Raw genomic sequence first — 26,302 nt, 5'->3', positions numbered from 1 at the left:
CGAAAGCAAAATCGCATGCGAAGAGATCGATGCAAGGCTACCTCCCGGATGCAGCCTATGGACAAAGATAGATTGAGCGCGCGATGCGAGCTCGGTTGCAGATGGCAGCAATTGTGCCACCGAAAGTGGGGCCACACAAAGGGCGGGACGACTGCAATTCGAGGTGGGCGGCAGCGGTCTGTGATGAACGAGAATAACAGCAAGATTGCAGCACAAGTCTGGGACTTGCATAGTCTTTCCAGACAAAGATCGCTCACCACACTCTGCGCCCGCCCAGGCCAGCCAGGTGCTTGGACAGACATTACGCTCGTGCTTTTCAGCGGCCCCAGCCTGCTCAACCGCTATCCAAACGCCGTCTTTATTTCCTCCGAACCGTGTCGGGCCAGGACGTCTACAGCGCCCTCCCAGAAGGCAGAAGCGAGCGGCTCGTTCGCAATTTGCGCGAGGCCCTGCTTTCTCGACATCGCGGCCGCCCTCGTCATGATTGATGCAACCTGCCAGCAACTCCAAATGGTTAACTGACGTTAGATGAGAAGCTTCGTGGCCGAGCGAGGTCCTGATCCGAGGACCAAATTTGTCCGTCCGTGATGATCTGTCCAAGCGCTGCATAGACGCTCATGCGCATTCGGAAAAGCAGGTCAGGGATTCAGCCACCATAGCGATCACATTGTTGCCTACATCGGAGATGGACTTTTATGAACATTAGCGGACGTGGGCGGTCGGAGGCTTCCGGATCGGGAACTGATGGCACCGAGGACACGGAAGGAGTTCGCGCTGGACCCGATGGTGCCCCCGGAGAAGGAGGCCAATCGTTTAGCTCTATCGTGCAGCGGGTCCGCTTTGATCCTCAAGTGTCTGGCGCACCACATCGGGAAGCAAGCTCCTCGCGCTCCGCTGATGAGAGTTGGCGGAGCGATCGCGCATCCGGAAGTTCGCAGACAGGTGCGCCCCGCCCTTGTGGTGCATCTCTGCCGCCTGAACCAGGCAAGCACCCTATCGGTGATAGCTTTGATGAGAGGTCTTATAGATCTTACCGTGAAGCACTAGATCGAGGCTCAAGCTCCTCGCGTTTCCCTGGCAACGCCTTGCGTACGGATCAAGCACAAGGGCGCTCGCAACTGGACGCGGCCCCACGACATAGGCCATCCGTGCCCGTTCGACCACGAAGGCCGCGTAGCGGCGAAGTCGCGTCTATAAGCGTCGAGGAGCAGTCTTATAGATCGGATCATGAAGAGGCAAATCCGGGAACGACCTCGGTGCGCCCTGGCGGCGAGCGTTGGCGGGGCGATCGAGCGGCAGGGTCCTCACAAACGGGCGCGTTCTTGCGAGGTAACCAGCCCAGATCTGGCCTGGGCGGCGCGCAGGGGCGCCTCAACGAGGCGGCCGGCTTTAGCGCGCATGGTGTAAACTCTGAACGATATCGGCGCGCAGAGCTTGACGAGCCAAGATTTCGTAAGGCGATGGAAACGATTGACCGCGCTTGTCGGGCCCACGACATCTCGAAATTCTCAACCGCTGTTGTGGAGCATACAAAACAGAGGCATCACAAGCAGCTGAAGATGCCGGAACTGGCAACCTTCCTGCAAAAGGCTGCGACCCATTTCAAGGACGAGTTCGTGCCACGCTGGGAGGAGGATGTCCGCCGCGGGAAGTCATGGGGATATGCGACGACATGCAACGCCTTGAGCCAGCCGACTGGAGGTCAAGCAGGTCTGCAAGCCTGCGAGGCCGTGGCAGGACAGGTGTCGCGGCTTGATAATCGGCTGATCAAAAAAGTCGAGCCGAAAGCGCTTTCGCTCTTGGCATTGTCCTTCAGTCGTCATCCAGATTCGACGAACTGCCGCGATGCAACAAAGAGAATCGCGAGATTTTCCCACGACGAAAGCTGGATACTTCAGGAGCTGAACAGTCAAAATCTGTCATTGATGGTAAACGGGTTCAGCAAGTGGCCGAAAGAGGTGGACTGTTGCAACGGCATCATCGCGGCTGCAAAGGAAGTTGGCGGCCGCGACCGGCTCTCTGACTTTAATGCGCAGAGTCTTGCGAACCTCGTGAACGGCTTCAGCAAGTGGCCGGGAGAGACGAGCTGTGGCCAAGCCACGGTCGCGATAGCCAATGAGATCATCGGCCCCGCCCACCGCGCCGATCGCCTCTCGGGTTTTAATAACCAGGGGTTGGCGAACCTGGCGAACGCTTTCAGCAAGTGGCCCGGAGAGACGAGCTGTGGCCAAGCCATAGTCGCGATAGCCAACGAGATCCTGGGGCCAGCTCACCATGCCGACCGCCTCTCAAGTTTTATTAATCAGGGATTGGCAAACCTCGTGAACGCTTTCAGCAAGTGGTCAGACGAGCAAGCCTGTAGCCAAGCCACAGCCGCAATCGCCCGTCAGGTCTGCGATAACGAACGGCTCTCTGCTTTTAGTCCGCAAGAGATGGCAAACCTGGTAAACGGTTTCAGCAAGTGGCCGGACAATCCGACCTGTAGCCGAGCCACAGTCGCGATGGCCAATGAAATCCTTGGCCCCGATCGACGTGCCGGCCGGCTCTCAATCTTTAATAGCCAGGAGCTGGCGAACCTAGTGAACGGGTTTAGCAAGTGGCCGGGCACGACAAACTGTGGCCAAGTCACCGCCGCCATTGCCAGGGAGATCCTTCGCCGCCGCGCCAAATCCAATGGCCGATTCTATGGTTTTACGCCGCAGGAGTTAGCGAACCTGGCGAACGGCCTCAGTAAGTGGCCGGACGATCCGACCTGCGGCCAAGCCGCAGTCGCGATCGCCGATGAAGTCGACCGGAGCGGTTCGCTTTCTCAGTTTACTCCGCAGCAGTTGGCGAACCTGGTCAACGCTTTCAGCAAATGGCCGGGCGCGACTTGTGGCCAAGCCACCGCCGCCATTGCCAGTGAGATACTTCGCCGCCGCGTCGATCCCAACGACGGATTGTCAAATTTTGCGCCGCAGGAGCTGGCGAGCCTGGTGAACGGCTTCAGCAAGTGGCCGGACAATTCGGCCTGTGGCCAAGCCATAGTCGCGATCGCCGATGAAGTCTGCGGGAGCGGTAAGCTCTCTGAGTTTACTCCGCAGCACCTCTCGATTCTTGGGAACGCTTTCAGCAAGTGGTCATACGATCCGACCTGTGGCCAAGCCACGGTTGCGATCGCTAACGAGATCCTTGGCCCCGATCGACGTGCCGACCGACTCTCGAACTTCGAAAACCAGGACTTGGCACGACTAGTGATCGCCTTCAGCAAGTGGCCGGACGATCCGACGTGTGGCCAAGCCATAGACTCAATCGCCGATAAGATTTGCGACAACGACCAGCTCTCCAGCTTTAACGAGCAGGACTTGGCGAACCTGGTGAACGCTTTCAGCAAGTGGCCGGAAGAGACGACCTGTGGCAAAGCCACGGTCGCAATAGCCAAAGAGGTTCTCGCCTCCGACCGGCTCTCAAGCTTTAGTAACCAGGAATTGGCGAACCTGGTGAACGGTTTCAGCAAGTGGCCCAAAGAAGTGGACTGCCGGGAAGTCACAGTCGCGATAACCACTGGGATCCTTGGCCCCGCTCACCGGGCCAACCGGGTCTCAAGCTTTAATGGCCAGGAACTGGCGAACCTGCTGAACGGCTTCAGCAAGTGGCCGGATGAGCCGTGCTACGAGGCCCTGGTGTACATCGCGCGCGGTCTTGGTCGGGGAAATCGACAATTTGGCGGGTTCAAGATGCCTGAACTCAGCATGATCGCCAATGCTCTGGGGCGGGGTATCATGAAGGGGGAAGACAGCGGGGAGAATGCTGAAGCTGCGCCGCTGCAGGATCGGCTGCATCAGCTCGCCCGCTACCTTCACTATGCCAATGATCGGCTGGAGCAGGCGGACGTTCTGAACATCACCACGATTTTGAAGGTGCTGGCCAAGGCCGAGCTGTTCGATGACCTCGGTCTGCTTGCACCGACAGGGCTAAATCGGCTCACCGAGTTGCAACGCCTCCCTGGTTTTGCACCCGAGAATAATCTCGAAACCATGGGCAATCTCTGCGCCGCTCTGCTGCCGCTGGCGCGCAGCCCAAGAAACCAGTTGCGCCGGCACCGCAGGCAAGCCCTGAACTTTCTGAACAACGTCCAATCAGTAGTCGAGCACAAGATCGAGGCGCATCTCAAAGCAGGCAACGCTGGGCGGACTCGCGGACCATTCGCGAGCCGCTGCCCGGCCTTGTCAGTCTATCAAGTACTGAAGGCGCGTGGGATCCTGGAGAACTTTTACCGGCGACCATATGTCGAGGGCAAGAAGCGCGATTTGGAGGCGAGGCAGCAAGAGCTGCAGCGCGGGACCAAGGAGATTCTGGCCAAGACGCGCACCCTCATCACAAGCGACCTTTCCAATATGAGCTGGAATCTGATCGCGCAGATCGAGGCGGACAGCCCAGTTGATGCACTGGACGCGTTCATGGCGCAGGATGAGGCGACGATCCGGGCTCAACGTTCTGCCTCCGTCTTCGACGTCCATCAGGTGTTGCAATCCATGGATCACGAGCCCAGACCACCGCAGGGTGAAGCGGGACTGATGCAGTTGCCTGTCGTAGACATGCAGGGGCGGCGAGTGGCCACGGAGCCCGAGACGCGATATTCGATTTTTCATCGCCTGACCTCGGGAGCTGTGCCAGTGATCGCGGTGCAGCTACCGGGAAAACCGAGCGCCTTCATGTTGGCGCGTACGCTCACCTTCGATGGTGTGCCATACCGCATGGATCTGTTCGGCGGAAGCAAGTTAAAAGCGCCGAGACCGACGGTTGCGGAGATCGCCGCCCGTGGTCGCGGCGACCAGCCAACGACTTCCGGGGGCAAGCTATTGGCCATTCCGTATGCCGACACTGCGCCGGGCACGGCCTTCGAGCAGCTCTCGCGGGACTGGGCCCCCTTCAAAGAAGCCTACTACTACACCCAGCGCAGGGGCTTTGCGGCGCCTCCGTCGATCAAAGGTCTGGGTCCTCACGACTATGCCCTGGAGGGCGCCTTCAGGTTGTTGCTCGCGCCGGACCGGTCTGGCGACGACGAGCATCCCTTCAAACTGACGGGGCCGGAAGGCCCGATTGCCTTGCGACCGCATGATGGCTGCGGCTTCATCAAGGCCTCGTTGGCCAAGCATATGCCAGCTGTTCTCCGCGCTGGCCACCAAGAGGGTCCAGATCGGGTGCTCGCCTTCGGTGAGGGAAGGAGATCGTCCGTGCCGGCCACGGCGTTGCAACACTATCCGCGCAGCGAGCAGGTGGCGGATGAGGCGCGAGAGAAGGCCAGGACCTGGCTTGAGAGCAGGCAAGAGAAAAAGCTGACGTCCGAAGAGCTGTTTCGCACTGTGACGGCCGGACACATTGACGGTCCAGGCGCCGTCGCCGTCCCGTCCGGTGATGGATCCCTCCATGTGCCGACGCTCAAGAGCGACATGTTGTCTGGTGGCGTGCTAATCGGACGAGCCCCCTATGACAAGCCGAACCTGCGCCCGTTTGCCCCCGAGCAAGTCAAATCAGCATGCGATGGCGATCCGACCGCTATGTTTCTCGATAAGTGCGTGGCCATCCAATATAGCTTTAATGTCGCACAAAAGTCAGGAGAGAAACTGGCGGCCAAGGATCATAGCCTCTTTGCCAAAGGTATTCTGATTGTGGTGCCGGACGAGATGTGGCCGGCCAACTACGCCGACCGTGGACTGGTGCTGTCTGCCGAGGACGTTAAGTGCCATTCGAGCTGGACCAACGGCAAAGACCGCGTAAAGGTGGACACGCCGGTCGACTGCGTCGGCATCCTGCAGGCGACCGAGGTCTTCGCTCCAGGATCGTTGGTCGCCGTCCCGCCCAGCGAACAAAAAAAGCTCGACGGCGATTTCGATGGAGATACCGTCGTTATTGTCGGCGACCGGCCGCGGCTTTATCAGCATGTACGCCAGTTTGATCAAAAGGAGCAAGCTCGCGGACTTCGCTCACTCAAACCGCCAAAGTCGCATACCCCGGCGATCGAGGAGGAGCGCTACCAATTCAGTCGTGCCCGCCAGATCCTCGCTGCCACGCTAGGTGTCCTGGGAACTTATGGCTCCCTGCAGCGAGACTTTCTGGCGCAATCCGATCCAGCGCGGCGCTGGTTTGCGGAGCGAGCTATCTTTGGCATCTACGAGGGCGTTCACCACGAGCTCAGACGAGATATCCGTGACCTATTGATCCAGGAGCGGGTGAGCGGCCAGGATATTCAAGTCCTGCTCGAGAGGGCGAGCGGTGATATAAAGGCCGCGGACCATCCGCTCGCCCGTGAAGTTGCCGAGTTGCTCGTTGCTGACCTTGAGGCCTGGGCAGCGATGGCGGATGCGCAAGTCCTGCCTGAAACAGTCGAAAGCGCGAGCTATGCAAATCCGGTCTTGAGCGGACGGCTGTCGGAGCTTTTCCCGGACCTGGCTGCACACTATTCGGCCTCTCCTCAACCACGCGACCGCATCGAGGCCTTGCTCGACCATTATCCTGCGCGCATCGATCCCCGACCAGATGGATACAATCCGGACGATTTGATCCAGAGCACGAACAACCTCCTGAGCCTTGGCATCAAGGTTGGGACCGACGCCTATAAGTCCGACACCGGTGCTCGTCTCTTTATGAAGAAAAGCAGTGAGCTTCAGCGCCTCCTGCAACGGGTGCCGGGCCTTTCGTCCGTACCCTATCTCAAGAGTATCGCCGCGCCCCTCAACCAGGGGAGGCTCGATGTCGATGCGACCTTGGAGGATCTGAAGGACAATCCGACGCTGGCGGCTTCAATCATGGAAACCTCGATCAAGCTTGCCGTGGAGAACCGCATTCTGCCCGAACCTCATCGGCGGCAGCCTACAACTCGGGATTCCCTCATGAGGGTCCCGCTGACCCGTGAGGACGCTGCGGAGCGCGCCAAGATTGAAAAGGCTCGCGCTAAAGCCGAAGAGCAGGAAATCACCACAACGACACTGTGCGTTGCCGAAGCTCTCAAGCAAGCGAATATCCAGATAAATATGCCCCATTTCGATCGCCGCTTGAGATCGCTAGAATCGATGACAGACCAGCTCACCGGGATGACCGCGGGTGGCAATTCGCAGCTGATCAGCAATGCCGTTCGTCACGTCTTCGAAGTCCCCGACCTGGATTTTGCGTGCGCCTTTAAGAAGGCCATTCTGGCTTTCTACGAGCAGGGTTACGCCGAGGTCAGCACAACCAACTGGTTCAGGATGCGCAATCCGACCTTTGTCGGCATCAAGTCTGTGCTCACCACCCAACGCGACTACCGCTTCGAGGTAGAATTCCATACTCCGGACAGCTACAAGGCCAAGCTTGCCAATCACGACACCTACAAGAACATGCTGCGGCCCGGCAGGAGCGATGCACTGGATGAAAACCTGCAGCGCCTGCGTGAGGTTTGCAAAGAGGTCGCAATCCCCGATGGCATGCAAAACATCCACCATTGGGGGACCGAAGCGGGCACCAGAGGCGGCTCCATGGGGGCATGGGCTTGACGGCCCGGGGGCCGCAGGTCTCTTTTTTAAAAGGATCGAACATCGCAAGCGCCAGGCTTTCGATGCCGCTTGCCGGATATCAAGATGCCTTAGTTGAAGGGAGTATTAATGAGAAAATTGCACGATTAACGACACGGCACCTGCCAAACGACGCGCATGGACGTTATTCGGCGCTAGGGGCTGCGAGAAGCGTCAGATGAGACAACACGTCGCCTTATGACCATTCATGGCATCGGCGTGGTGACGGTGTTGACTTTCCGCCATACGATCGATCACTCGTCCCGCTTCCGATCGGCATCGACTGTAGGTCGCCTATCTTGATCTTAATATCTGGGTGCACCCAATCCGGCGAAACGGACATCAATGGCAGGATATCATGCTACGGCAATAGGCTTCCGAACGTACCTGTTCGAGCCGACGGCTGCCTATCGAACAAAGAAACTCTTCTCTTAAAGCCTGGGGAATGAAGCTTCCCAAGCGGATTGGCGGGGAAGGCAAAGGTCGCTATTGCGCGTAAGTTCGCCATAGTTCTTTAGGGGCATCTGGGTCCAAGGTACACCGTTCGATTGAGAGCAGCCGAACGAGGCGTGATCTTCTCCGATTTTCTGGCCCAGTGCTCAACCGGCCGGCGATGTCCAGCGGGACGGCAGTTGTGGTAACCTCGGTCATTCGGCTGGTGGCGGCTCGTCCGCACTCCGCACCGCTCGCACCATGAAGCTAGATAGCTCCGAGCATCGCAACTCGGTAGGCGCACAGGACATCACCGTCCGGTTCTCGGCGTTAGCATTCCTTCCAGTTATGACCTCATCAATGCCGAGCCAAATATCGAGCTGAGGCTCGTCAGCTTCTTAAGTTCTAGCGTCCCTAGTATGATATCTCTGGACAATCGAATAGCGCTTCGAAGCGGCCGTCGGCTCGGCCACAATGTAAATTACAAGGGCTATGTGCCAGACTTCGACGGGCCCATTGTTTTGGAACTCGACGATCAGCTTTTCTAGCTTGATCCTTTGCGGCCAACAGGCCACCTCCGAGCTTAACTCGCAGGTGGCCTAACCTCTATTTTCTCAATCGACCTAGCTGACCCCGCGCTCTGTGCTGCACACGGGGGAATGGATCCCGCATTCTTGCTGGCCTTGATAGAACGCCAGTCGTCCTCCGAGTGCAGGCCCGGCTCAGTATATCTTTTGTGTGGTGATTGTCGTCAAATTCTGCCCGTTGGGGTTCCTGTAACGATTGGCGAGGCTTTGCAACAATCCTTCCATCTCCCCTCGATGAGCAGTAAGTTCTCCATAGTTAGGATCGAAAAGTGTAGTACTTCCATTCAACGCCGACGTTGCAACTACGTGTGAGCCACCTTCGGCGAAATACAAACTGAGCAAATATTTCGATCCATCGTCGGTGATTTTCCCCACCATGCGCGAGAGGCTCGAAGAGTCGCCGAATTCGTATACCTTTTCTTTTCCGGATGGCGCCAAGCCTGCTTCCCGCAACACCCTGTTTTGTGCCTCAAGGTCTGCCTGAGAAGCTCCTGCTCCCTCCCTTCGCAAGTAATCCTTGTGATCCTGATACTGCTCCTGCCGCTCAGCCGCTGAGGCGTGCCTTTGTGATCCAGGTGTTAGCGCACTCATTCGGTCCGACGAGCTGCTGTTGAGAATGCAGAACCACTCCGCCGTCAACCCGACGCAGATGCCGTCTACATTTGCGTCATTCAATTCGGCCGTCCTGTATTCGAACAGGGAGGTGCTCCACCTCGCCGGAGAGGATGTACTGGGATTGTGAGGATCGGTGGTCTGTGGCGTGCTGACGCAGCACCCCATTTTGTCGGGCAACTCCCCAGGTGGCAGCCTCCTCCGCGACGTGAGATTTTGCCTGTTTCTCCCAAAGGAAAGCCTTTCAAACTCAACGATAGGAGGTTGGGAAACGAGCGAGTTCGCCCCTGTTAGCGCCGAAGGCGAACTCGCATGGTGATCTGGCACGGATCGGGACGACATGCCCGCAAGTATTTGCCGAAAGTTGTCGCTGTCCACCGACTGGCTCGGCTCGTGAGCTTGGTTAGGACGTGTGGATTCAATGATTCGATTATACACGGCGGCTCTCGCTTCTCTTCAACGTGGGTCTCTTCGCAGTGCGTTCGGGCTGCTTGGGCCCTATTGTGAATGATATTTTGACAAGCTGATGAGAAGCTGACGGGCAGGCGTTGCCCAGCTTAGGGAACATGACGAAGACGGGCCCGGTAACGTTTCAGGTAGTGAGCGCGACCGCGGTGATGGCCGCCCTTGCAGGCGATCCCTCAAGCCTCAATAGGTGCTTACAAGAATAGGTGCCTGCAAGGACAGGCGATGGCGCCTCCGTAAAACAGGGTTCGGGTTGGATCGTGGATAGAAGGAAAAGAGGAAAAAAAACGCGCGTTTGTCGCACCGATTTGAAGTGCATATTAGCCCTTTCTCAGCGAGCAAGTTGGTGGGAGCTGAAGCGCCTAGTGATGCGAGCGAGCTGTGCAATTACGACCGGCTGATAAGCTTTTTGGATGAAATCTTCACACGTCAAGGATCGCCTCGTTCTGCACCGGGGCTTGAGCTTCAGTCCAGAAGATGTGATCAGGCACACTAGGCATTGATCGTTAGAGAGCGCCACACGACGGCGAAGCAGTTCGCGTTAGTTGACCATGTGCTCTTTCCGTTCCGCTCGTTTTCGAGAGAGATTGAATCGTACGTAGCGTCATATTGTACTGTCTTGATCGTATCAAACGCCCCAACGCTGGTTGCGTCCTCGGAACCGGATTGACTGCCCAATAAATGCACCGCCGCCAATGGCATGGCCAATGTCTGTTGCAAGAGGTGAGAGAAGAATGACCACTGCCCTCGGGCTCGGATGTTGCGCCGCGGTTACCGAACTCGCAAAACCCGGCAATGAGTTTGCTCCCGGGCTCGGCGCACTTACTTTCGGCATCGCACCCCTGCCAAGATTTCAGCTCGTTGCAGCGGGAGAAAGCCCTACAACGTGGGATAACCTCGATCCAACTGCGTTTCGGCCCTAGCTATGTCGCCTTTATCGCCCAGTCATCCGAACTCATGCATGAGTAAGCCCTCATGAAGGCCGCCAGTCGGCTGCGCGGGGACGCTCTTTGTGCCGGACATTCGGGAGAACCCTGCAGATGGTTGATTCACACTCGACGAATTTACAGGACTTGCGCGGCGCGGTCCCTCCCGGCGAAAGGGTTTTGGAGATAACTACGACAACGGGCTGCGTCGTCGGATGTTCTTATTGTCCGCAGGACAAATTTGCCGAGCGGCAAAGGGTCGTATCTCATGCAAAGCATCTTCGTCTCGAAGATTTCAAGAAATGCTTGGCGCGCGTACCAACGGCTGTCGATATCAGCTTTTCCGGGTACTCAGAGGCCTGGCTCAATCCGGCTTGCACCGAAATGGTTGAGCACGCTTACGAAGCCGGCCATAATATTCGGATTTCCACGACACTCGTAGGAATGAAAGAGCGGAATCTACGACGCTTGCAAGCGCTGAAATTCCGGCTTTTCCTGGTGCACGTTTTTGATGACGGCACCTACATGAACAGTCGCCTAGTCAGGCGCAAATATGTCGAATTGCTACGTCAATTGGTCGACGCAGGCATTTCACCAATGCTATTCATCGTCATGGGTGAAGTCCATCCCGAGCTTGTCGAGATAATCCCCGAGGAAGCGCTGGTTCGCTCGCGTCCGCTGAGCAGCAGGGGTGGAAGCGTCGATCCAAAACTCGTTCAGGCACGACAGCCGATCGTCGGAGTATTAACATGTCCTGATGAACGAGAACATCGTAATGTTCTTCTCCCAAACGGCGACGTCACGCTGTGCTGCATGGATTTTGAGCGACGTCACGTCTTGGGCAATCTTCTTCGCGATGAATATCAAGATCTCTTCAAAGGACCGACGTTTTGCGAAATTGTCGATCGAATGAATGGAAGGGACGGCTTTCTGCTTTGCCGGACCTGTGAATTCGCCCAACCAGTAGCGTCGGCACGCTGATTTGTGAGAGGTTGACGCCCTCTTCATCAGCACGAACCGTGCGAAAGCTCGGGGTGCACCGTTCCTGAGCTCACGATTGATCAAGGTTCCGGCGGCGCGTGAGTCCTTTGTTGAAACATCGAACCGTGGCCGCACCACAGGGAGACAGTCATGGATCGTCGGCAAGCTCTAGGGTTTTTCGCCGGTTTCGCGCTGTGTCCCCTGTGCGCGTCCGCGGCGGAGCATCGTTGGAGTTACGAGGGAGAGACCGGGCCCGACAAATGGGGCGGTCTGGATGCCGCCGACGCCGCGTGCGCGATCGGCGGCCAGCAGTCACCCATCGATATAACCGGCACCATTACTGCCCCGCAGCCGCCGCTTAAGATGAGTTGGGCCAAGCGGCCGGATAGGATCGTCAACAATGGCCATACCATTCAGCTTGATCTTGCTGAAGGCGACACGCTCCACTTGGGCGACCGCGGCTATGCGCTGAAGCAGTTCCACTTCCATCATCCGAGCGAGCACCTTGTCGAAGGTAAGCGCTTCGCGATGGAAGCACATTTCGTTCACGCCGATGCCGACGGGCTGGCCGTCGTTGGTGTGCTTATGGTCGCTGGAAAGCCGAACGCAGTCTTCAAAAAAATTGTCGCGGCTATGCCGTCAGACGAGGGTCGAGCCGTTCCAGCTGATCCAGCAATCGACCCCAGCCAACTGTTGCCGGCGCAACGAGCATATTACCACTATGCGGGATCACTGACGACGCCGCCGTGTAGCGAGACAGTCGATTGGATCGTCCTCGCCAATCCGATTGAGGTGGGTGAGACCGACATCGCAGGCTTCGGCAAGGTCTTCCCCATGAATGCCCGTCCCGTCCAGAAGCGGGACCGGCGCTTCATTTTAAGTTCCGGGTCACGTTGAAGGATGATCTGGCTCTTCAGAGAGACCTGCGCTTGCGCTGGCCTATGTCGCGCATAATGCTCGCTCCGAGATCACGGCATGTTTGATGAAAGCTGACTTCGGCTGTTGGCCTATTCTGTTGAAAAAGGACGGCGGATGCGACGCGGAGATAACAACGATTCAGTCTGTCTAATTGGCAGGGCTGAGGATCATGATAGGGCATCGGCAAATCGAACAAGCTGCGTTGTTCTGTGAGTTCTCGCTCGAAAGGCAAATCCCGCCGACCACCTACTCCGGCCGGCCGACAGGTTTGCTGCCGCAGGGACTTGGTCGCTACGGGGGCAAAGCGGACATTGCCTTCGTCGCAACGCACCGCCGAGTTTACAGGTACGCGGCTTACTGAAATGGCCCCTAGTTGATCAATCGGGGCCGCCTCGCCTCTGGTCTGCACGCCCTACGAAGGGACGACCCAGCGCGTATCCTGTACATGCTTCACCGCGACATTCAACTCCTCCGGGGTCGCATAGGTGGGCATTTGCGCCTCGTTGATCCAACCGAAGCCGAGATATGTGCAGCGCCTCATTTTCGTTGAGTTCTGCTGCCGCCCCCGCGAACTTCGATAAGACCAGCACGCCCGGGTTGTTCGAATCTTGCGCAGCAACATATTCTTTCGCCACCAGGTTCATGCCGTCACGCAACGGCGTCACCAGACCAACATCCGCTGTGCGATAAAGGCCCGCGAGTTGCATCTGCGAGAAATGATTCTTCTCATAGAGAATTGGCTTCAATCCGTCGTCCGTTCCATGCCTACGATTGACGTCGCCGACGAGGTTGTCGATATCGCGCTGATATTCACTGTATGCTGGAATGTCGGCGCGCGAAGACGTCCCAATCTGCAACAGCGAGATGCTGCGCGGCTTGTCTGCCAACACCTGATCGAGAGTTTTGATCCGATTGTCGATACCCTTAGTATAGTCGAGGCGATCCACGCCGATTGCTAGCTTCGTGCCATCGAGTTTGTTCTGCATCGACGAGATCTCCTTTCGATGCGTCGCGAGCGATTCCACGGCATATTCTGCGAACTGCTTCGGATCGATACCAATCGGAAAGGTTTGGCACCGCGTCAGGCCGCGAGCCGAGATCACAACATCGTTCTTGCTCTCCAGCCCTAGATGCGATCGCAGGCAAGAGAGGAAATTATCCAGATCCCAGCGGGTCTGAAAGCCGACTAGATCGTACGCCAGCATCGATTCCATTAGTTCGCGATGATGACGTACCTGCTCCATCACATCAGGCTTCGGCCATGGCGTATGCAGGAAAAAGCCGATCGGTTGCTGAATCGAGAGCGCGCGCAGCTCATTGCCGAGAGGAAGAAAATGATAATCATGCACCCAAATCGCGCCTCGGTTCTTAAGCCGTGACAGCGCGCGCCATGGCGCGGTTGATCTCGCAATAGCTTTTGTAATGCTCCTCCGAAGCAGGAGACATCCCCTCGGTCAGCGAGTGAAATGCCGGCCAGTGAGTGGAATTTGCAAATCCATAATAGAAGCCAGCATAGTGGGCGGCCGGTAGATCTATCTTTGCAACTTGACCCCTGCCGTGCTGCTCAAGAGCATTTAGCTGCTCACCGCCCTCGCTTAGCGTCCCCGAGGACCCCATCCAAACGGCGCCAGAGCGTTCAACGACGGGCTCAAGGGCCGCGGCAAGACCACCCGCCTTGGGTTTGTTGGGATCGATGGTTGAAACACGATTCGAAACGAAAACAAGTTTCTCATCTGGCTGCTGAGACACCATGCCGATGCCCGCCTCGTGCTGAGCAAAGACAGTATGACGGAAAAGTTCTGCATCGGCTTTCCTTGACCGCTCCTGTGTTGTGGTGAGCACACGAAACAGCTCGAAGCGGTGGCAAGCTCTATCGTCTCCTCGATGACACGAGGGTAGTCGCGTTGTCCTATGACAAGTTCTTACGACGACGGACTGAAGAGGAAAGCGCTTTGGAACCCAGAGTCGGCCTCTCTGAGTGGTGGCCTGAGCTTTCGGGAGCAGAACCGCCCTTCTCCTCGACAAATCGCACGCTGGGCTACTCCACCACCACACGTATCGCCAGATGCTTTGAAGATACCGGTCTTATCCTTCATGTCTCGCTGCTTCAGCGGATCTTGAAACGTATTCATGCGACAGCCCGCTCAAAGGACTTGAATCTTACGGTGCGTCATATTGTACGAATTTCAAAGTAGCTCGCGACGGTTTCACTGGGCGTACGTTCAACACTGGCACTGACAGTTCTCATTAGCCGTCTTGACCTGGCCGTTTAAGAGCGCGGCGCCATGGTGCATGGCCGACGTCCCTTGCCACAGGTGGGGCAATGACGTCCAACGCCGTTGACGTATGTGTGGTCGGGAGCGGCGCCAGTGGCACGATCGTTGCCCACGGGATCGCTCGAAACGGTTTCCAAGTGCTCGTCCTCTAAGCGGGCCGAGTGCGGGCCGCCGACGCCTCGCTGGCGCAGTCCAAAATGGCATCGACGACGCCCTCGTGCGCTCTCCGACGGGCAAATTCACGCCATTCTGGCGCCCGTGGACTGTGTCGGCGCTCAGCGGTGAAATGACATTGTACACTGGGATCGCCTTCCGATATCGCACCGTTGACTTCAACGCGCGAGCGCATGTAGCCCCTGACCCCATCGACCCGGCCTGGCCCATCGATTACGCGGGCCTACGCCCGTACTACGAGGAGTTCGAACGTCGGATGGGGTGACCCGGCTGGCCGGCGCAGATTCACTCGAGCCGCCCAGTGATTTTGCCGCACAAATATCGCTCGCAGGGCCGATTGACCGCCGGTGCGTGCGGATGCCTGGGCCGGCTGCCGTTCCCTGCCTCGCTGGCAATCAACTCGGTCCGCTTCCGCAGTCGGCCGGCCGCTGGCTCGCCTCGGGTGCTGGGCCGCGTCAATGCGAGCATCCGACGCCTGGCGTGGGGGCTTGCGCCACTAGGCGCGCTGCTTGGCGGTGCGGTCGGCGCCGGACCTGGCCTGCGGGCTGCGCTATTGGCCAGCAGCGCGCTGGGCGCGGCCTCCGTGCTGTGGATCTGGCGATCTGAGACCACGGACTGGCTGGCAGGACTGCGCGTATGGAGATCAACGAGCTCGGGGACCTCGAGCTGTGTCCGGGCCGGCTGACCTTGTGGCGCATCCGCGTGCCCGGCACTGACAGCTGGCGCCCTGATCCGCGTCGGCCGTCCCATGTTCAGGAGGAGCACCTTTGCTGTTTCGACAATAGCCAGCCGGCTTGGCTGGGCGTCGCGTTTGAATGGTCGGGCGAGGTCAATACGACCGCTCTGAGCAAGGCGATCCTTGGCTGGGTCGACCGGCACGAGGCATTACGCTGCCGCTTCGCCAAGGATGGCTCGGTAATCCACCTCGCGACGATTGGCCCGGGCGCGGAAACACTCGATCTGGTCGAACTCGGTGACTACGCCGATCCCGGCGAACTAGCCCAGATGTTAGAAGAAGTGTTCGACGCCGAGACAAAACCGCTGAGCTGGCCGCCGTATGTCTTCGTCACAATCAGCCGGCCCGGATGCACAACTCTCGTCGTCGCCTCCGACCACTCAGTCACGGACGCCTACTCAATGGCCTCGGTACCCTACGAGATCTGGGAACTTTACTCCGCAACGCTTCACAGAGTGGCCCCGCGACTGGCACCGGCACACAGCTATCTGGAGTACGCCGTCTCCGAGCACGCCCGTGTGAGCGATCTGACCGACAGGCATCCGGCAATCGGACACTGGCGCGAGCTGATTGCGGCCACTGGCGGTCAACTGCCAGATTTTCCGGTGCCACTCGGTGCAGTGGGCGACGCCGTGCAGCACACCAGACGGACCTGGCTATTTGACGCGGACAGCGCGCTGAGGTTCGATCGGGCGTGCCGCGCCCAAGGCGGACACACAGCGGCAGGCATGTTTGCATGCCTGGCTTTGGCAGGGAAAGCGCTGGGCCACCAAAAGAAATTCCACTGCGTCGGTCCCTTTCACACGCGAAATGCCACGCGGTGGAAGAACTCGGTTGGCTGGTATGTCGGGATGAGCCCGGTCAGCTTCAAAGTGTCAGACACGTTCCCAGATCTCCTGCGCTCCGTTAGGCTCGAACTGAAGCGGGCCAGAAAAACCGCGCAGGTGCCATTTTCCAAAGCGATGGAAGTGCTAGGCAGGACGCTGCGCGATCGCTTTGTGGTCTCCTATATGGACGATCGGGTGGTGCCCGGGTCGGATCGCTGGGCGCGCTGGCGAACGAGATTTCTGATAAGCCGCTGCAGCGACCCGCAGGAGGTATAAGTGTGGGTCAGCCGGTCGCACGAGGGAATCTGCCTGAATTTCCGTCACCCCGGCACGACGACCGCTCGCAGCGCGGTGGACCACTATTTCGCCGAAGTTGCCACGCTGGCCAACGGGATCAGCGGCGCATTGCCGCGGCCAGTCATGGTGGACGACTGATTTCGCTAGCGGCGTGCTCGCGTTTTACCGATCGAAAACACGTGTCGTAATCAACCGTAGCTGCCTCGGGGAGGATCGAGTGGCGAGAGCGCGCGAGGCGAAGAGACCGTTCAGCACGATGGCTCGGCGTGACATCGGTCAGGAAGCGTTGTGAGCGGCGAGTGTCACGGTGCAGCTCCCATGACATTGGCCGGTGTCCGGTCCGCGTCCCCCTCGCCGCAAAGGTGAGCATGCAATGCGGCCACACATTGATCTGCGTTCTTGTTGTCACGTTTTTGGCCGGGGACAATCGTGAGATCGGCAAGCTGATAGAATGGCGCGCGCTCGCGGACCAGCTGCGCGATCTTGTCCTCCCGGTTCGCGGTCTGCAACAGCGGCCGGGTGGTGTCACGACTAAGGCGTTTCCTGATCTCGCCTATGTCGGTATTGAGCCAGATCGACACCGCCTTCTCAGCGACGTGGCGCCGCGTCTCCTCACACATGAACGCGCCGCCACCGGTTGCCAGCACCACCGGCCCCCTCTCGAGAAACCGCGCGATCGACCTCGCCTCGAGGTCCCTGAAATGCTGCTCTCCTTTGGTCGCAAATAGGTCCGTTATCGACATGCGAGCCGCCGCCTCGATTTTTTTGTCGGAATCGATGAAGGGTAGCCCCAGTCGTCGCGCAAGATAGGGGCCGATGGTGGATTTTCCGGAAGCGGGCATGCCGACGAGCACGATCGGCCGCCCATCAAGAGCCGCGACAACCTCCTTTGCATTAGGTTTGAGCGTCCTTGACTGTTCGGCAGATTGTGAGCCGAAGGCCGCGCCGACGCCACCGGTGCGCATCCCTTCGATTGACCAGTGGGAAATGTTTCCGACACCTTCGGGTATCGCAACTTCTTTGCAGACCTCTCGAGCGCGCTGCGCGAGTTGCTCCATCTTACTGGGATCCGGTGCATCGCCTCTGCGTCGTCGCTGCAGCTCCTTATACGTGTCGTGATTGGCAATTTTGGCCTGGTAGCTGCCCGGCGTATGGAATTCCGTTTCGAAGCGGTAGCCATCCGGCGTGGCGAGCACGGTCTTCATGCCAACAAACGTCGGAGCGCTCATCCTGAACCAGTTGGTTGTGCTGATTTCGGCGTAGCCTTGCTCGTCAAACGCCAGTATGGCTTGCCGGAAGGCACGCGCAAAGTCCTTATCGGGCACTTCGAAGACATGGCGAACGGCACTGCTGATTAGCGGTGAGTCGCCTTCGGAAGCATCATTCATCTCCATGAGTTGGTCTCTGAGCGAGTTCTCCGATCTCAACCGATTCTCGAGATGGGGCATTTTCACATCGATGTCCGTTTGCCGGAGGTTTTCGGCAACCTGCAGCGCCGCTGCAGTGATCTCCTTCTCTTCGGCCGCGGCGCGGGCAGCCTCAATTTGGGCGCGCTCTGAAGCCTGCTCGCGGGTTAGCGTTGAAGTGACGGCAGATTCCTCGGCTGGCTGTCGGCCAAAGGGGCCAGGCAGAATCCCTTTCTCCGCAGCAAGCTTAATCGAGGCTTCCATGATTGAAGCCGCCAATGTGGGATTGTCCTTCAGATCCTCCAAGGTCGTGTCGACATTGAACCTGCCGTGGTTGAGGGTTGCCGCCATGCTCTTGACATAGGGCACAGGCTTCACGCCCGGCGTCTGTTGCAGCAGCCGCTGGAGTCCTTGGCTTTTCTTCATAAAAAGCTCGACGCTCGTGTCGGATTTGAAGGCATCCGTTCCGACCTTGATACCGAGGCTCAGGAGGTTGCTTGCGCTTTGCACGAGGTCATCCGCAATGTACCCATCCGGACGCGGATCGATGCGCGCAGGATAGTGGTCGAGCAGGGCCTGGATGCGGTCGCGTGGGTGAATGGCTGTCGGATAAGCCTCCGCTAGGTTTGGGAAAAGCTCCGTCAGCGCTGGGCTTACCGTCAGTTTGGTGTCGCTAACGCTTTCGGCTGTTTTGGGCAGCACCTGCTCATCCTTGCTTTCTGCCCACGCCTGGAGGTCGGTGACGAGCAACTCGGCAAACTCGTGGGCCACAGGATGGTCTGCGACCTTGATCTCGCGCCTCGCTCGGTCGAGCTTGCCCTCTATATCCTGGCCACTCACCTGTTCCTGGTTCAGTAGCTGACGGATGTCGCGCCGTAGCTCGTGGTGAACGCCCTCGTAAGTTCCAAACACGGCACGCTCGGCAAACCAGCGTCGTGCTTGATGGGACTGCGCCAGAAAGCTGCGCTGCAGGCCGCTGTAAATTTCCAAAGCATCCCGCGTCGCCGCGAGGATCTGGTTGGCACGACCGAATTGGTAATTGTTGCCCTCGATCGCCGGGGTATACGATTTTGGCGGCTTGAGCGAACGAACTCCGCGAGCTTGCTCCTTCTCATCGAACTGGCGAACATGCTCATAAAGCTGCGGCCGGTCGCCGATGATAACGACGGTATCCCCGTCGAAGTCACCGTCGAGATTTTTCTGCTCGTCAGTCGGGACGGCAACCAACGACCCCGGAGCAAACACCTCAGTCGCCTGCAGGATGCCGACGCAATCGACCGGCGTGTCTACCCTGGCGCGGTCCTTGCGCTCGGTCCAGCTCGAATGGCACTTGACGTCCTCGGCCGACATCACGAGCCCACGGTCGGCGTAGTCGGCCGGCCACATCGCATCCGGCACCACGATCAGGATGCCTTTGGCAAAGAAACTGGGATCGTCGGCCGCCAGCTCTTCCCCCGATTTCTGGGCGACATTGAAACTGTATTGCATGGCCACGCATCGATCGAGGAATGTCGCAGTCGGATCCCCATCAACTGCCGACTTGACTCGTTCGGCGGCGAGCGGGCGCATGTTGGGCTTGTCATAGGGAGATCGCCCGATCAGCACGCCTCCCGTTCCCGTCAACGTCTCGCTCTTGCGCTTCGGCACATGGATATCATCATCACTGGACGGAACGGCAACCGCACCGGGACCATCGATGTGGCCTGCCGTCACCATGCGAAACAGCTGCTCGCCTATCAGGCTTCCCTCTCCTCTGCTCTCAAGCCAAGTCTTGGTCTTCTTGCGGGCCTCGTCCGCCACCCGCTCGTTGCGCGGATAATGTTGCAGCGCCGAGGCCGGCACGGACGATCTCCTTGCCTCACCAAAAGCCGGCATCCGATCGGGGCCTTCCTGGGGGCCAGCCCGGCGAATAGCTGGCATAAGCTCGGCGAGCGAGGCCTTGATGAAGCCACAGCCGTCGTGGGGTCGCAAAGCAATCGGGCCTTCCGGTCCAGTGAGTTTGAAGGGGTGAGCCTCGTGGGTCGGGCGGTCCGGCGCCAGCAACAGCCGGAAGGCGCCCTCCAGCGCGTAGTCATGAGGGCCTAGATCCTTCAGGGCTGGTGGCGCCGCAAACCCCCTGCGCTGAGTATACCAATAGGCCTCTTTGAACGGCGCCCAGGCGCGCAACAGCTTCTCGAACGACGTGCCCGGAGCGGTTTCGGCATAGGGAATGGCGAGCAGCTTTCCCCCCGAAGACGCTGCGGCCGGTTCGCCTGGCGCATGGGCGGCGATCTCCAACACGGTCCGTTTTGGTGCCTTCAACTTGCTGCCGCCGAACAGGTCCATGCGATATGGCACACCCTTATACGTGAGCGTACGCGCCAGCATGAAAGCGCTCGGCTTTGCTGGCAGCTGCACCGCCACCACCTCTATCGCTCCCGAGGTCAGCCTGTGAAAAATCGAATATCGTGTTTCGGGCTCCGTGGGCAGTAGCCGCCCCTGCATGTCCACCACTGGCAACCGCATCAGACCCGCTTCGCCCTGTGGGGGCCTGGGCTCGTGGTCCATGGCTCGCAAGACCTCGTGAACATCGAATACGGCCGCCTGATATTTGGCCTGTATCGTTGCCGCATTCTGCTCGACGAATGTGTCCAGCGCATCGACCGGACTATCCGCCTCGATCTGCGCGATCAGGTTCCAGCTCATATTGGAAAGATCGCCTTGGATGAGGTCGCGCGTCCTGTCGAGGATCTTTCTGGTCCCGTCCTTCAACTCGTGCTGCCTCGTCCGCAAATCGGACTTCTTGCCCTCGACGTCCGGGCGCTTGAACATGTTGGCCAAGACCGCGCGAGATTTGAGCACCTGATAGATCGAGAGGGCGGGACCGCGACTGGCGAGCGGCCCACGGATTTGCTCGGCCTTGCTTGCGTTGAAATGTGCCTTGATCTTTTGCTCCACAACGGGTTGGAGGTCGTTCAGCAAGTAGAGAGCCTGTCTCCGGTGCCAGCGCAGGTGCGGGCTGCGCGCCAGCGGCACCAGAGCGGCACAGAGATTGCCCATGGTTTCGAGGTTATTCTCAGCGGCAAATTCAGGGGCACGAAGCAATTGGTTGAGCCGATCCAACCCGGTCGGTGCGAGTAAACCAAGATCCTCGATCAGCCGGGCTTTCGCCAGGGCCTTGAAAATGCTGGCAATGGTCAGCACATCGCTGTGCGCCATCCGATCAATGGCATAGTGCAGGTGATGGGCCAGCTGATGTAAGCGATCCTTCAGAAGAGCGGTCTCAATGATCTCCCCTGCATCTTCCCCTCTCGTGATACTTCGCCCCAGGGCATTGGCGATCATGCTGAACTGAGGCGTCGTGAAGGCACCGAATCGTTGGCCTCCGCGGCCGAGTCCATGCGCGATGTCCACTACCGCCCGGCGGCACGCCGCTTCTTCTGGCCACTTGCTGAAGCCATTCACCAGGTATGCCAATTGCAGCGGCGTGAAATCGGGGAGCGGGCGGCGACAGACCTCACGCGCAATCACGAGAGCGGTTTGGCAAATGTACGTATCTTCCGACCACTTGCTAAAGCCGTTCACCAGCGTCGATAGAGCTTGATTATCCGCGCGAGAGAGCCGGTCGCCGTCAACGAGCTCACTTGCAATCGCTACTGTGGCCTGGCGTGCGTCCTCCTCTTCCGGCCACTTGCTGAAGCCGTTCGCCAGATTCGCCAGCTCCTGCTGAGTAAACCGAGAGAGTTGATCGCTACCGCGACGGACCTCGCGGGCGATCGCGACTGTGGCTTGGCCCGTGTTCGCATCTTCCGTCCACTTGCTGAAACCGTTCACTAGATTTGCCAGCTCCTGCCGAGTAAAGGCGGAGAGTTGGTCGCTGCGGCGGCAGACCTCACCGGCAATCGCGACTGTGGCCCGGCGGGTGTCCTCGTCCCGCCACTTGCCGAAGCCGTTCGTCAGATTTGCCAGTCCCTGACTAGTCAAAGCAGAGAGACTGTCAGCGCGGCGATGGACCTCGCCGGCGATAGCGATTGTGCCCAGGCGAGAGGGCTCCTCTTGCGGCCACTTGCTGAAGCCATTCACCAGGTTCGCCAGTTCCTGCTGAGTAAAACTAGACGGTTGGCGCCAAAGAACTTCACTGGCGATCGCAATTGTGCCCTGGAGAGCCGACTCCTCTCCCGGCCACTTGCTGAGGCCGTTCACCAGATTAGCCAGCTCCTGTTGAGTAAAATCAGACGGTGTGCGCCGAAGGACTTCGCTGGCGATCGCGATCGTGCCCTGGAGAGCGGAATCCTCTTGCGGCCACTTGCTGAAACCGCTCACCAGGTTCGCCAGCTCTTGTCCCGTAAAAACAGAGAGTTGGTCGGTGCGGCGATAGACCTCATCAGCGATCGCGAGCGCAGCCCGTTGCGTGTCGCCCTCCCCCGGCCACTTGCTAAAACCGTTGACCAGGTTTGCCAATCCCTGGCTGGAGAAAACAGAGAGGCCGTCAGCCCGACGATGGATCTCACGCGCGATCGCGATTGTGCCCAGGCGAGAGGGCTCTTCTTCCGGCCACTTGCTGAATCCGTTCACCAGAACCGCCAGACCCTGCTCGGTAAACTCCGGCAGTCGCGTGGCCCGGCCGCAGAGTTCGGTGGCGATCAAGCCTGCAGCTTGCAGACAGGCCTCTTCTGTTGGCCATTTGCTCAAGCCATTTGTCAGGATTGCCAACTGCCCGTCATTGAAATGCGAGAGCCCTTCGGCGTCCCGACGGACGATCTCACTTGCGGCGGCAATTATAGCTTGGCCTGTGTCCTCCTCTTCCGGCCACTTGCTGAAGCCGTTTACCAGGCTCGTTAATTGCTGCGGGTTAAAGTCAGGAAGTCCGCCATCGCTGATGGCGCGGCGGCGCAGTTCAGCAGCGATCAAACCTGCAGCTTGCAGACAGGCATCCTCTTCCGGCCATTTGCTGAAACCGTTCACCACCGCCGCCAAGTGTCGTTGAGTAAATACCGAAAGTTCGTCCGCATGGCCAAGGACCGCATCGGCGATTGCGACTACGGCTTGGCGGGAGTTCAGCTCTCCCTTTAGCCACTTGCCGAAAGCATTAGCCAGGAGTGCAAAGTGCTGTGGACGAAAACCAGGCAGTTTGTCATCGCGGGCGGCGCGGCGGCAGAATTCGGTCGCGATCAAGCCTGCCGCTTTGAAGCAGTCCTCCATCTCCGACCAGTTGCTGAACGCATTGAACAGGTTCGTCACTTCCGACGGAGCAAAATCAGGAAGTAGGTCGGCGCGTGCAATGACCTCCTTGGCGATCGCGATTTTTGCCAAACCAGATCCACTTTCGTCCGGCCACTTGATGAACCCGTCGGCCAGGCTCGCCAATCCCTGCGAATCAAAATCAGAGAGCCCTTCGTTGCGTGCGGCGATCTCGTTGGCGATCGCGACGGTGATCTCGTGACAAATCGTCTCTTTCGGCCACTTGCTGAAACCGCTCACCAGATTCGAAAGTCCCTGCGGATCAAAAGCAGAAAGATCTTCTTTGCGCGCGAGGATCTCGTTGGCGATCGCGACTGTAACGTCGCGACATTGTTCCGGCCATTTGCTGAAGCCGTTCACCAAGCTTGCCAGGCCTAGCGGACCAAAAGCAGGAAACTGGCCGTCACGGTCCGCGCGGGACAGGATCTCACCCGCCATTTTGACGGTAGCTCGGCGACAGATTTCCTCGGGCCTGCTACTGAAACCGCTTACCAGGTTGGCCAGGAGTTGTGGAGTAAGACTCGAGAGCCGGCTTGCCTCGGCGTGAACAACCTCGTCGGCAATCGCAAGGATAGCTTCGTTGCAATCCGTCTTTTCCGGCCATTTGATGAACCCGTTCACCAGGTTCGCCAAGTGCTGCGGAGTAAAATCAGAGAGCCCGTCGGCGCGGGTGGCGCGTTGACAGAGTACGGCGCCGATGAAGCCTGCGGCTCGAGCAGGATTTGCCTCTTCCGGCCACTTGCTGAAGCCGTTCACCAGGTTCGCCAAGTGCTGCGGAATAAAATCAGAGAGCTCAGCGTCGCGCGCGGCGCGGCGGCAGAATTGGGCTGCAATTTCGACAGTACCTTTGCGGCATCCCGCCTCGTTTGGCCACTTGCTGAACCCGTTCACTAGGTTCGCCAAGTCCTGCGAGACAAAACCGCGGAGCTCGTTCTTTTGGGCGCGGCGAAATACCTCCTCGCCGATCGCGGCTGTGGCTCGGCGGGCGTGCTCCTCTTCCGGCCACTTGCTGAAACCATTCACCAGGTTAGCCAGTCCCTGTGAAGTAAAATCAGGAAGTTGATCGGGGCGTGAGACGATCTCCTTGGCGATCGCGGCAATAGCCTTGCCGCAACGGTCTTCCGGCCACTTGCCGAACCCGTTCACCAAATTGGCTAGTCCCTGCTGATTAAAATCGAATAGCCCGTCCCTACGAGCGGCGCGGCGGCTAAGTTCGCCAGCAAGCAAGCCCGCGGCTTGGGAGCAGTGTGCCTGTTCAGGCCACTTGCTAAAGCCGTTCACCAGATTCGCCAGGTTCTGCGGAATGTATTCAGACACGCGGGCTTCACAAACCTCGCGGGCGATCGCTTCTGTGGCTTGGCCACAGCTCTCCTCGTCTGGACATTTACTGAAGCCGTTGACCAGCAATGCCAGACTTTGATTTTTCAGTTCCTGAAACGCAAAGCTTTCATCGCAGCAAAATTCGGCGATGTTGATGATTGCCGCGCGGCATTCCGCCGCCGAAGGATTCCGACCGAACGATGATGCGAAGAGCGAGAGGGCACTGGGATTCATTTGCTTCATAAGCGTCTTGTCAAGACGCGACACTCGGGCCGCTAAGGCCCGGCAAGCGTCCATGCCGGCCTCACCTCCGGCTTCGCGGCTCACCGCGTTGCACGTCGTGGCGTACCCCCAAGACGAGCGGATATTTTCTTCCAACTGCGGCAAAAATCGAACATCGAAACGAGCAGCCGCGATTTGCAGGAACTCTGAAAGATCCTGCCTCCGCAGCTGATTGCTGTAACGCACCACTGCACGTGAGAATATCCCGATGTCGCGAGCGCTGGCGATTTCTCGTAGCGCAGCGTTTAGTTCATCCGATCGTCTAGAATGCCTTTCCGGTATTGCACCTTGGACGTTCTGCATAGTTGCATGGTCGATGTGCGGCCTTCCTGATCCGCCACTCAAGCCAGAGACGGATTGGCTGTACGGGGCCCGCCCGCCTGTTTGCGCGCGTTCGGCCGCTCGATCGGCCCGCCGCCGGCCGCCATCTGAACGCGACGGGCGTGCTTCCCGATTTGCTGCGCCATCATAAATACGATCGTATCGTTCCGAACCTTCACGCTGGATTGGCTGCGTCGGCGCATTGGCGATGCGCCACCTTCCTGGTCTGCCGCTGCCCTCGGACACGGATTGCGTATCCGCCGGGCGTCTGCCGGCGTGCGAGCTTCCCGCCTCTCGATCGGCGCGCCAGGACTCCTCGCCACGCAAGGGGCCTGCGCCTCGACTTGGTCCCCCACTGTCACGTCTATAAGGTCGCTGCGGGCCTCCGCCTTGGACCGTCTGGGTGGGCACATCATGGACGTGCCCCCCTTCTGATCCGCTCGCTGGGTGCGACAGGAGCGAGCGTCCTCGTGAGCTTTCAGCCTCTGGATCGTCGCGCCGCGCTTCCACCTCAGATCGCGACACGCCGGATTCCGGCAAGGAGCGGAAACGACGACGGCTCCCACCCATTGCGCCTTGCAGCGCAGCCCCGAGGAGTCGATGTGGGCCGGCGGGAGGACCGGCAAACCGGCCTGCACTGGCGCGCGGCGGGACGCGAGAATATGCAGCATCTGAATCCTGAGGATCAGAGCGCATCCGCTCCACAACTGAATTGAATGACCGGCCCTCTTCACCCGGACCAGAAGCCCGCCCAGTGCTAGAACCCTCAGCGCCTCGACCTTCGTTGGCACCAAATTCCGAAATGGGCGATTTGCCGCGCTCGTCAATGCGCCTCATAATCCATCTCCAATGTAGCGGAAACTGTGCTGTCTGCGCTCACGAGCGCGATAGCCACGCGCCGGCTCGGCCGCTTGTCCTCGTCTTATCTGACAGAGTTGATTGAATGGGACCGTCGGATCAGCAACTGGCGAGCACGCATAGTCTTCAATTGCA

The 26,302-nt window shown here is 58.9% G+C and carries 9 protein-coding genes and 1 pseudogene; 6 read left to right on the top strand and 4 right to left on the bottom strand.

Annotated features, from left to right (window positions below):
* Positions 1-1,460 precede the first annotated feature (1,460 nt).
* A complete protein-coding gene (gene xopAD, locus KUF59_RS05915; protein ID WP_309500934.1) occupies positions 1,461-7,511 on the top strand; it encodes a XopAD/skwp family type III secretion system effector in 6,051 nt (2,016 codons plus the stop codon).
* 192 nt (positions 7,512-7,703) lie between these two features.
* A pseudogene (locus KUF59_RS44505) lies at positions 7,704-8,081 on the top strand (transposase); the annotation flags it as partial.
* A 602-nt stretch (positions 8,082-8,683) separates the two neighbouring features.
* Here KUF59_RS44505 and KUF59_RS05910 read toward each other — a convergent pair.
* Complete coding sequence (locus tag KUF59_RS05910) at positions 8,684-9,223, bottom strand: YopT-type cysteine protease domain-containing protein (RefSeq protein WP_258768707.1); 540 nt, start codon at positions 9,221-9,223, stop codon at positions 8,684-8,686.
* A 1,442-nt stretch (positions 9,224-10,665) separates the two neighbouring features.
* On the opposite strand from KUF59_RS05910, the gene KUF59_RS05905 reads away from it, so the two are divergent.
* Together KUF59_RS05905 and KUF59_RS05900 are read left to right on the top strand one after the other, a co-directional pair.
* Positions 10,666-11,532 carry a radical SAM/SPASM domain-containing protein gene (locus tag KUF59_RS05905; protein ID WP_258768706.1) on the top strand — a complete coding sequence of 289 codons (867 nt, stop codon included), beginning with the start codon at positions 10,666-10,668 and terminating at the stop codon, positions 11,530-11,532.
* Between the two features lie 150 nt (positions 11,533-11,682).
* Entirely contained in the window at positions 11,683-12,429 is a 747-nt protein-coding gene (locus KUF59_RS05900; RefSeq protein ID WP_258768704.1) for a carbonic anhydrase, read from the top strand.
* Between the two features lie 398 nt (positions 12,430-12,827).
* On the opposite strand, the gene KUF59_RS05895 is transcribed toward KUF59_RS05900, so the two are convergent.
* The gene (locus tag KUF59_RS05895) at positions 12,828-13,799 is read right to left on the bottom strand and encodes an alpha,alpha-trehalose-phosphate synthase (UDP-forming) (RefSeq protein ID WP_258768703.1); all 972 of its coding nucleotides are present in this window, start codon (positions 13,797-13,799) and stop codon (positions 12,828-12,830) included.
* A 19-nt stretch (positions 13,800-13,818) separates the two neighbouring features.
* Positions 13,819-14,292 carry a trehalose-6-phosphate synthase gene (locus KUF59_RS05890; protein ID WP_258768700.1) on the bottom strand — a complete coding sequence of 158 codons (474 nt, stop codon included), beginning with the start codon at positions 14,290-14,292 and terminating at the stop codon, positions 13,819-13,821.
* A 1,244-nt stretch (positions 14,293-15,536) separates the two neighbouring features.
* On the opposite strand from KUF59_RS05890, the gene KUF59_RS05885 reads away from it, so the two are divergent.
* Both KUF59_RS05885 and KUF59_RS05880 read left to right on the top strand, forming a co-directional pair.
* On the top strand, positions 15,537-16,739 hold the full coding sequence (locus tag KUF59_RS05885) for a condensation domain-containing protein (protein ID WP_258768698.1): 1,203 nt from the start codon (positions 15,537-15,539) through the stop codon (positions 16,737-16,739).
* Positions 16,740-16,898: a hypothetical protein gene (locus tag KUF59_RS05880; RefSeq protein WP_258768696.1), complete on the top strand. Its 159-nt coding sequence runs from the start codon at positions 16,740-16,742 to the stop codon at positions 16,896-16,898. It begins immediately after the preceding gene.
* A 164-nt stretch (positions 16,899-17,062) separates the two neighbouring features.
* On the opposite strand, the gene KUF59_RS05875 is transcribed toward KUF59_RS05880, so the two are convergent.
* A complete protein-coding gene (locus KUF59_RS05875) occupies positions 17,063-25,177 on the bottom strand; it encodes a shikimate kinase (protein ID WP_258768694.1) in 8,115 nt (2,704 codons plus the stop codon).
* Positions 25,178-26,302 lie beyond the last annotated feature (1,125 nt).

It is taken from the genome of Bradyrhizobium arachidis, assembly GCF_024758505.1.
GTDB lineage: Bacteria > Pseudomonadota > Alphaproteobacteria > Rhizobiales > Xanthobacteraceae > Bradyrhizobium > Bradyrhizobium manausense_C.
This window is presented reverse-complemented; position numbering and strand designations above follow the sequence as displayed.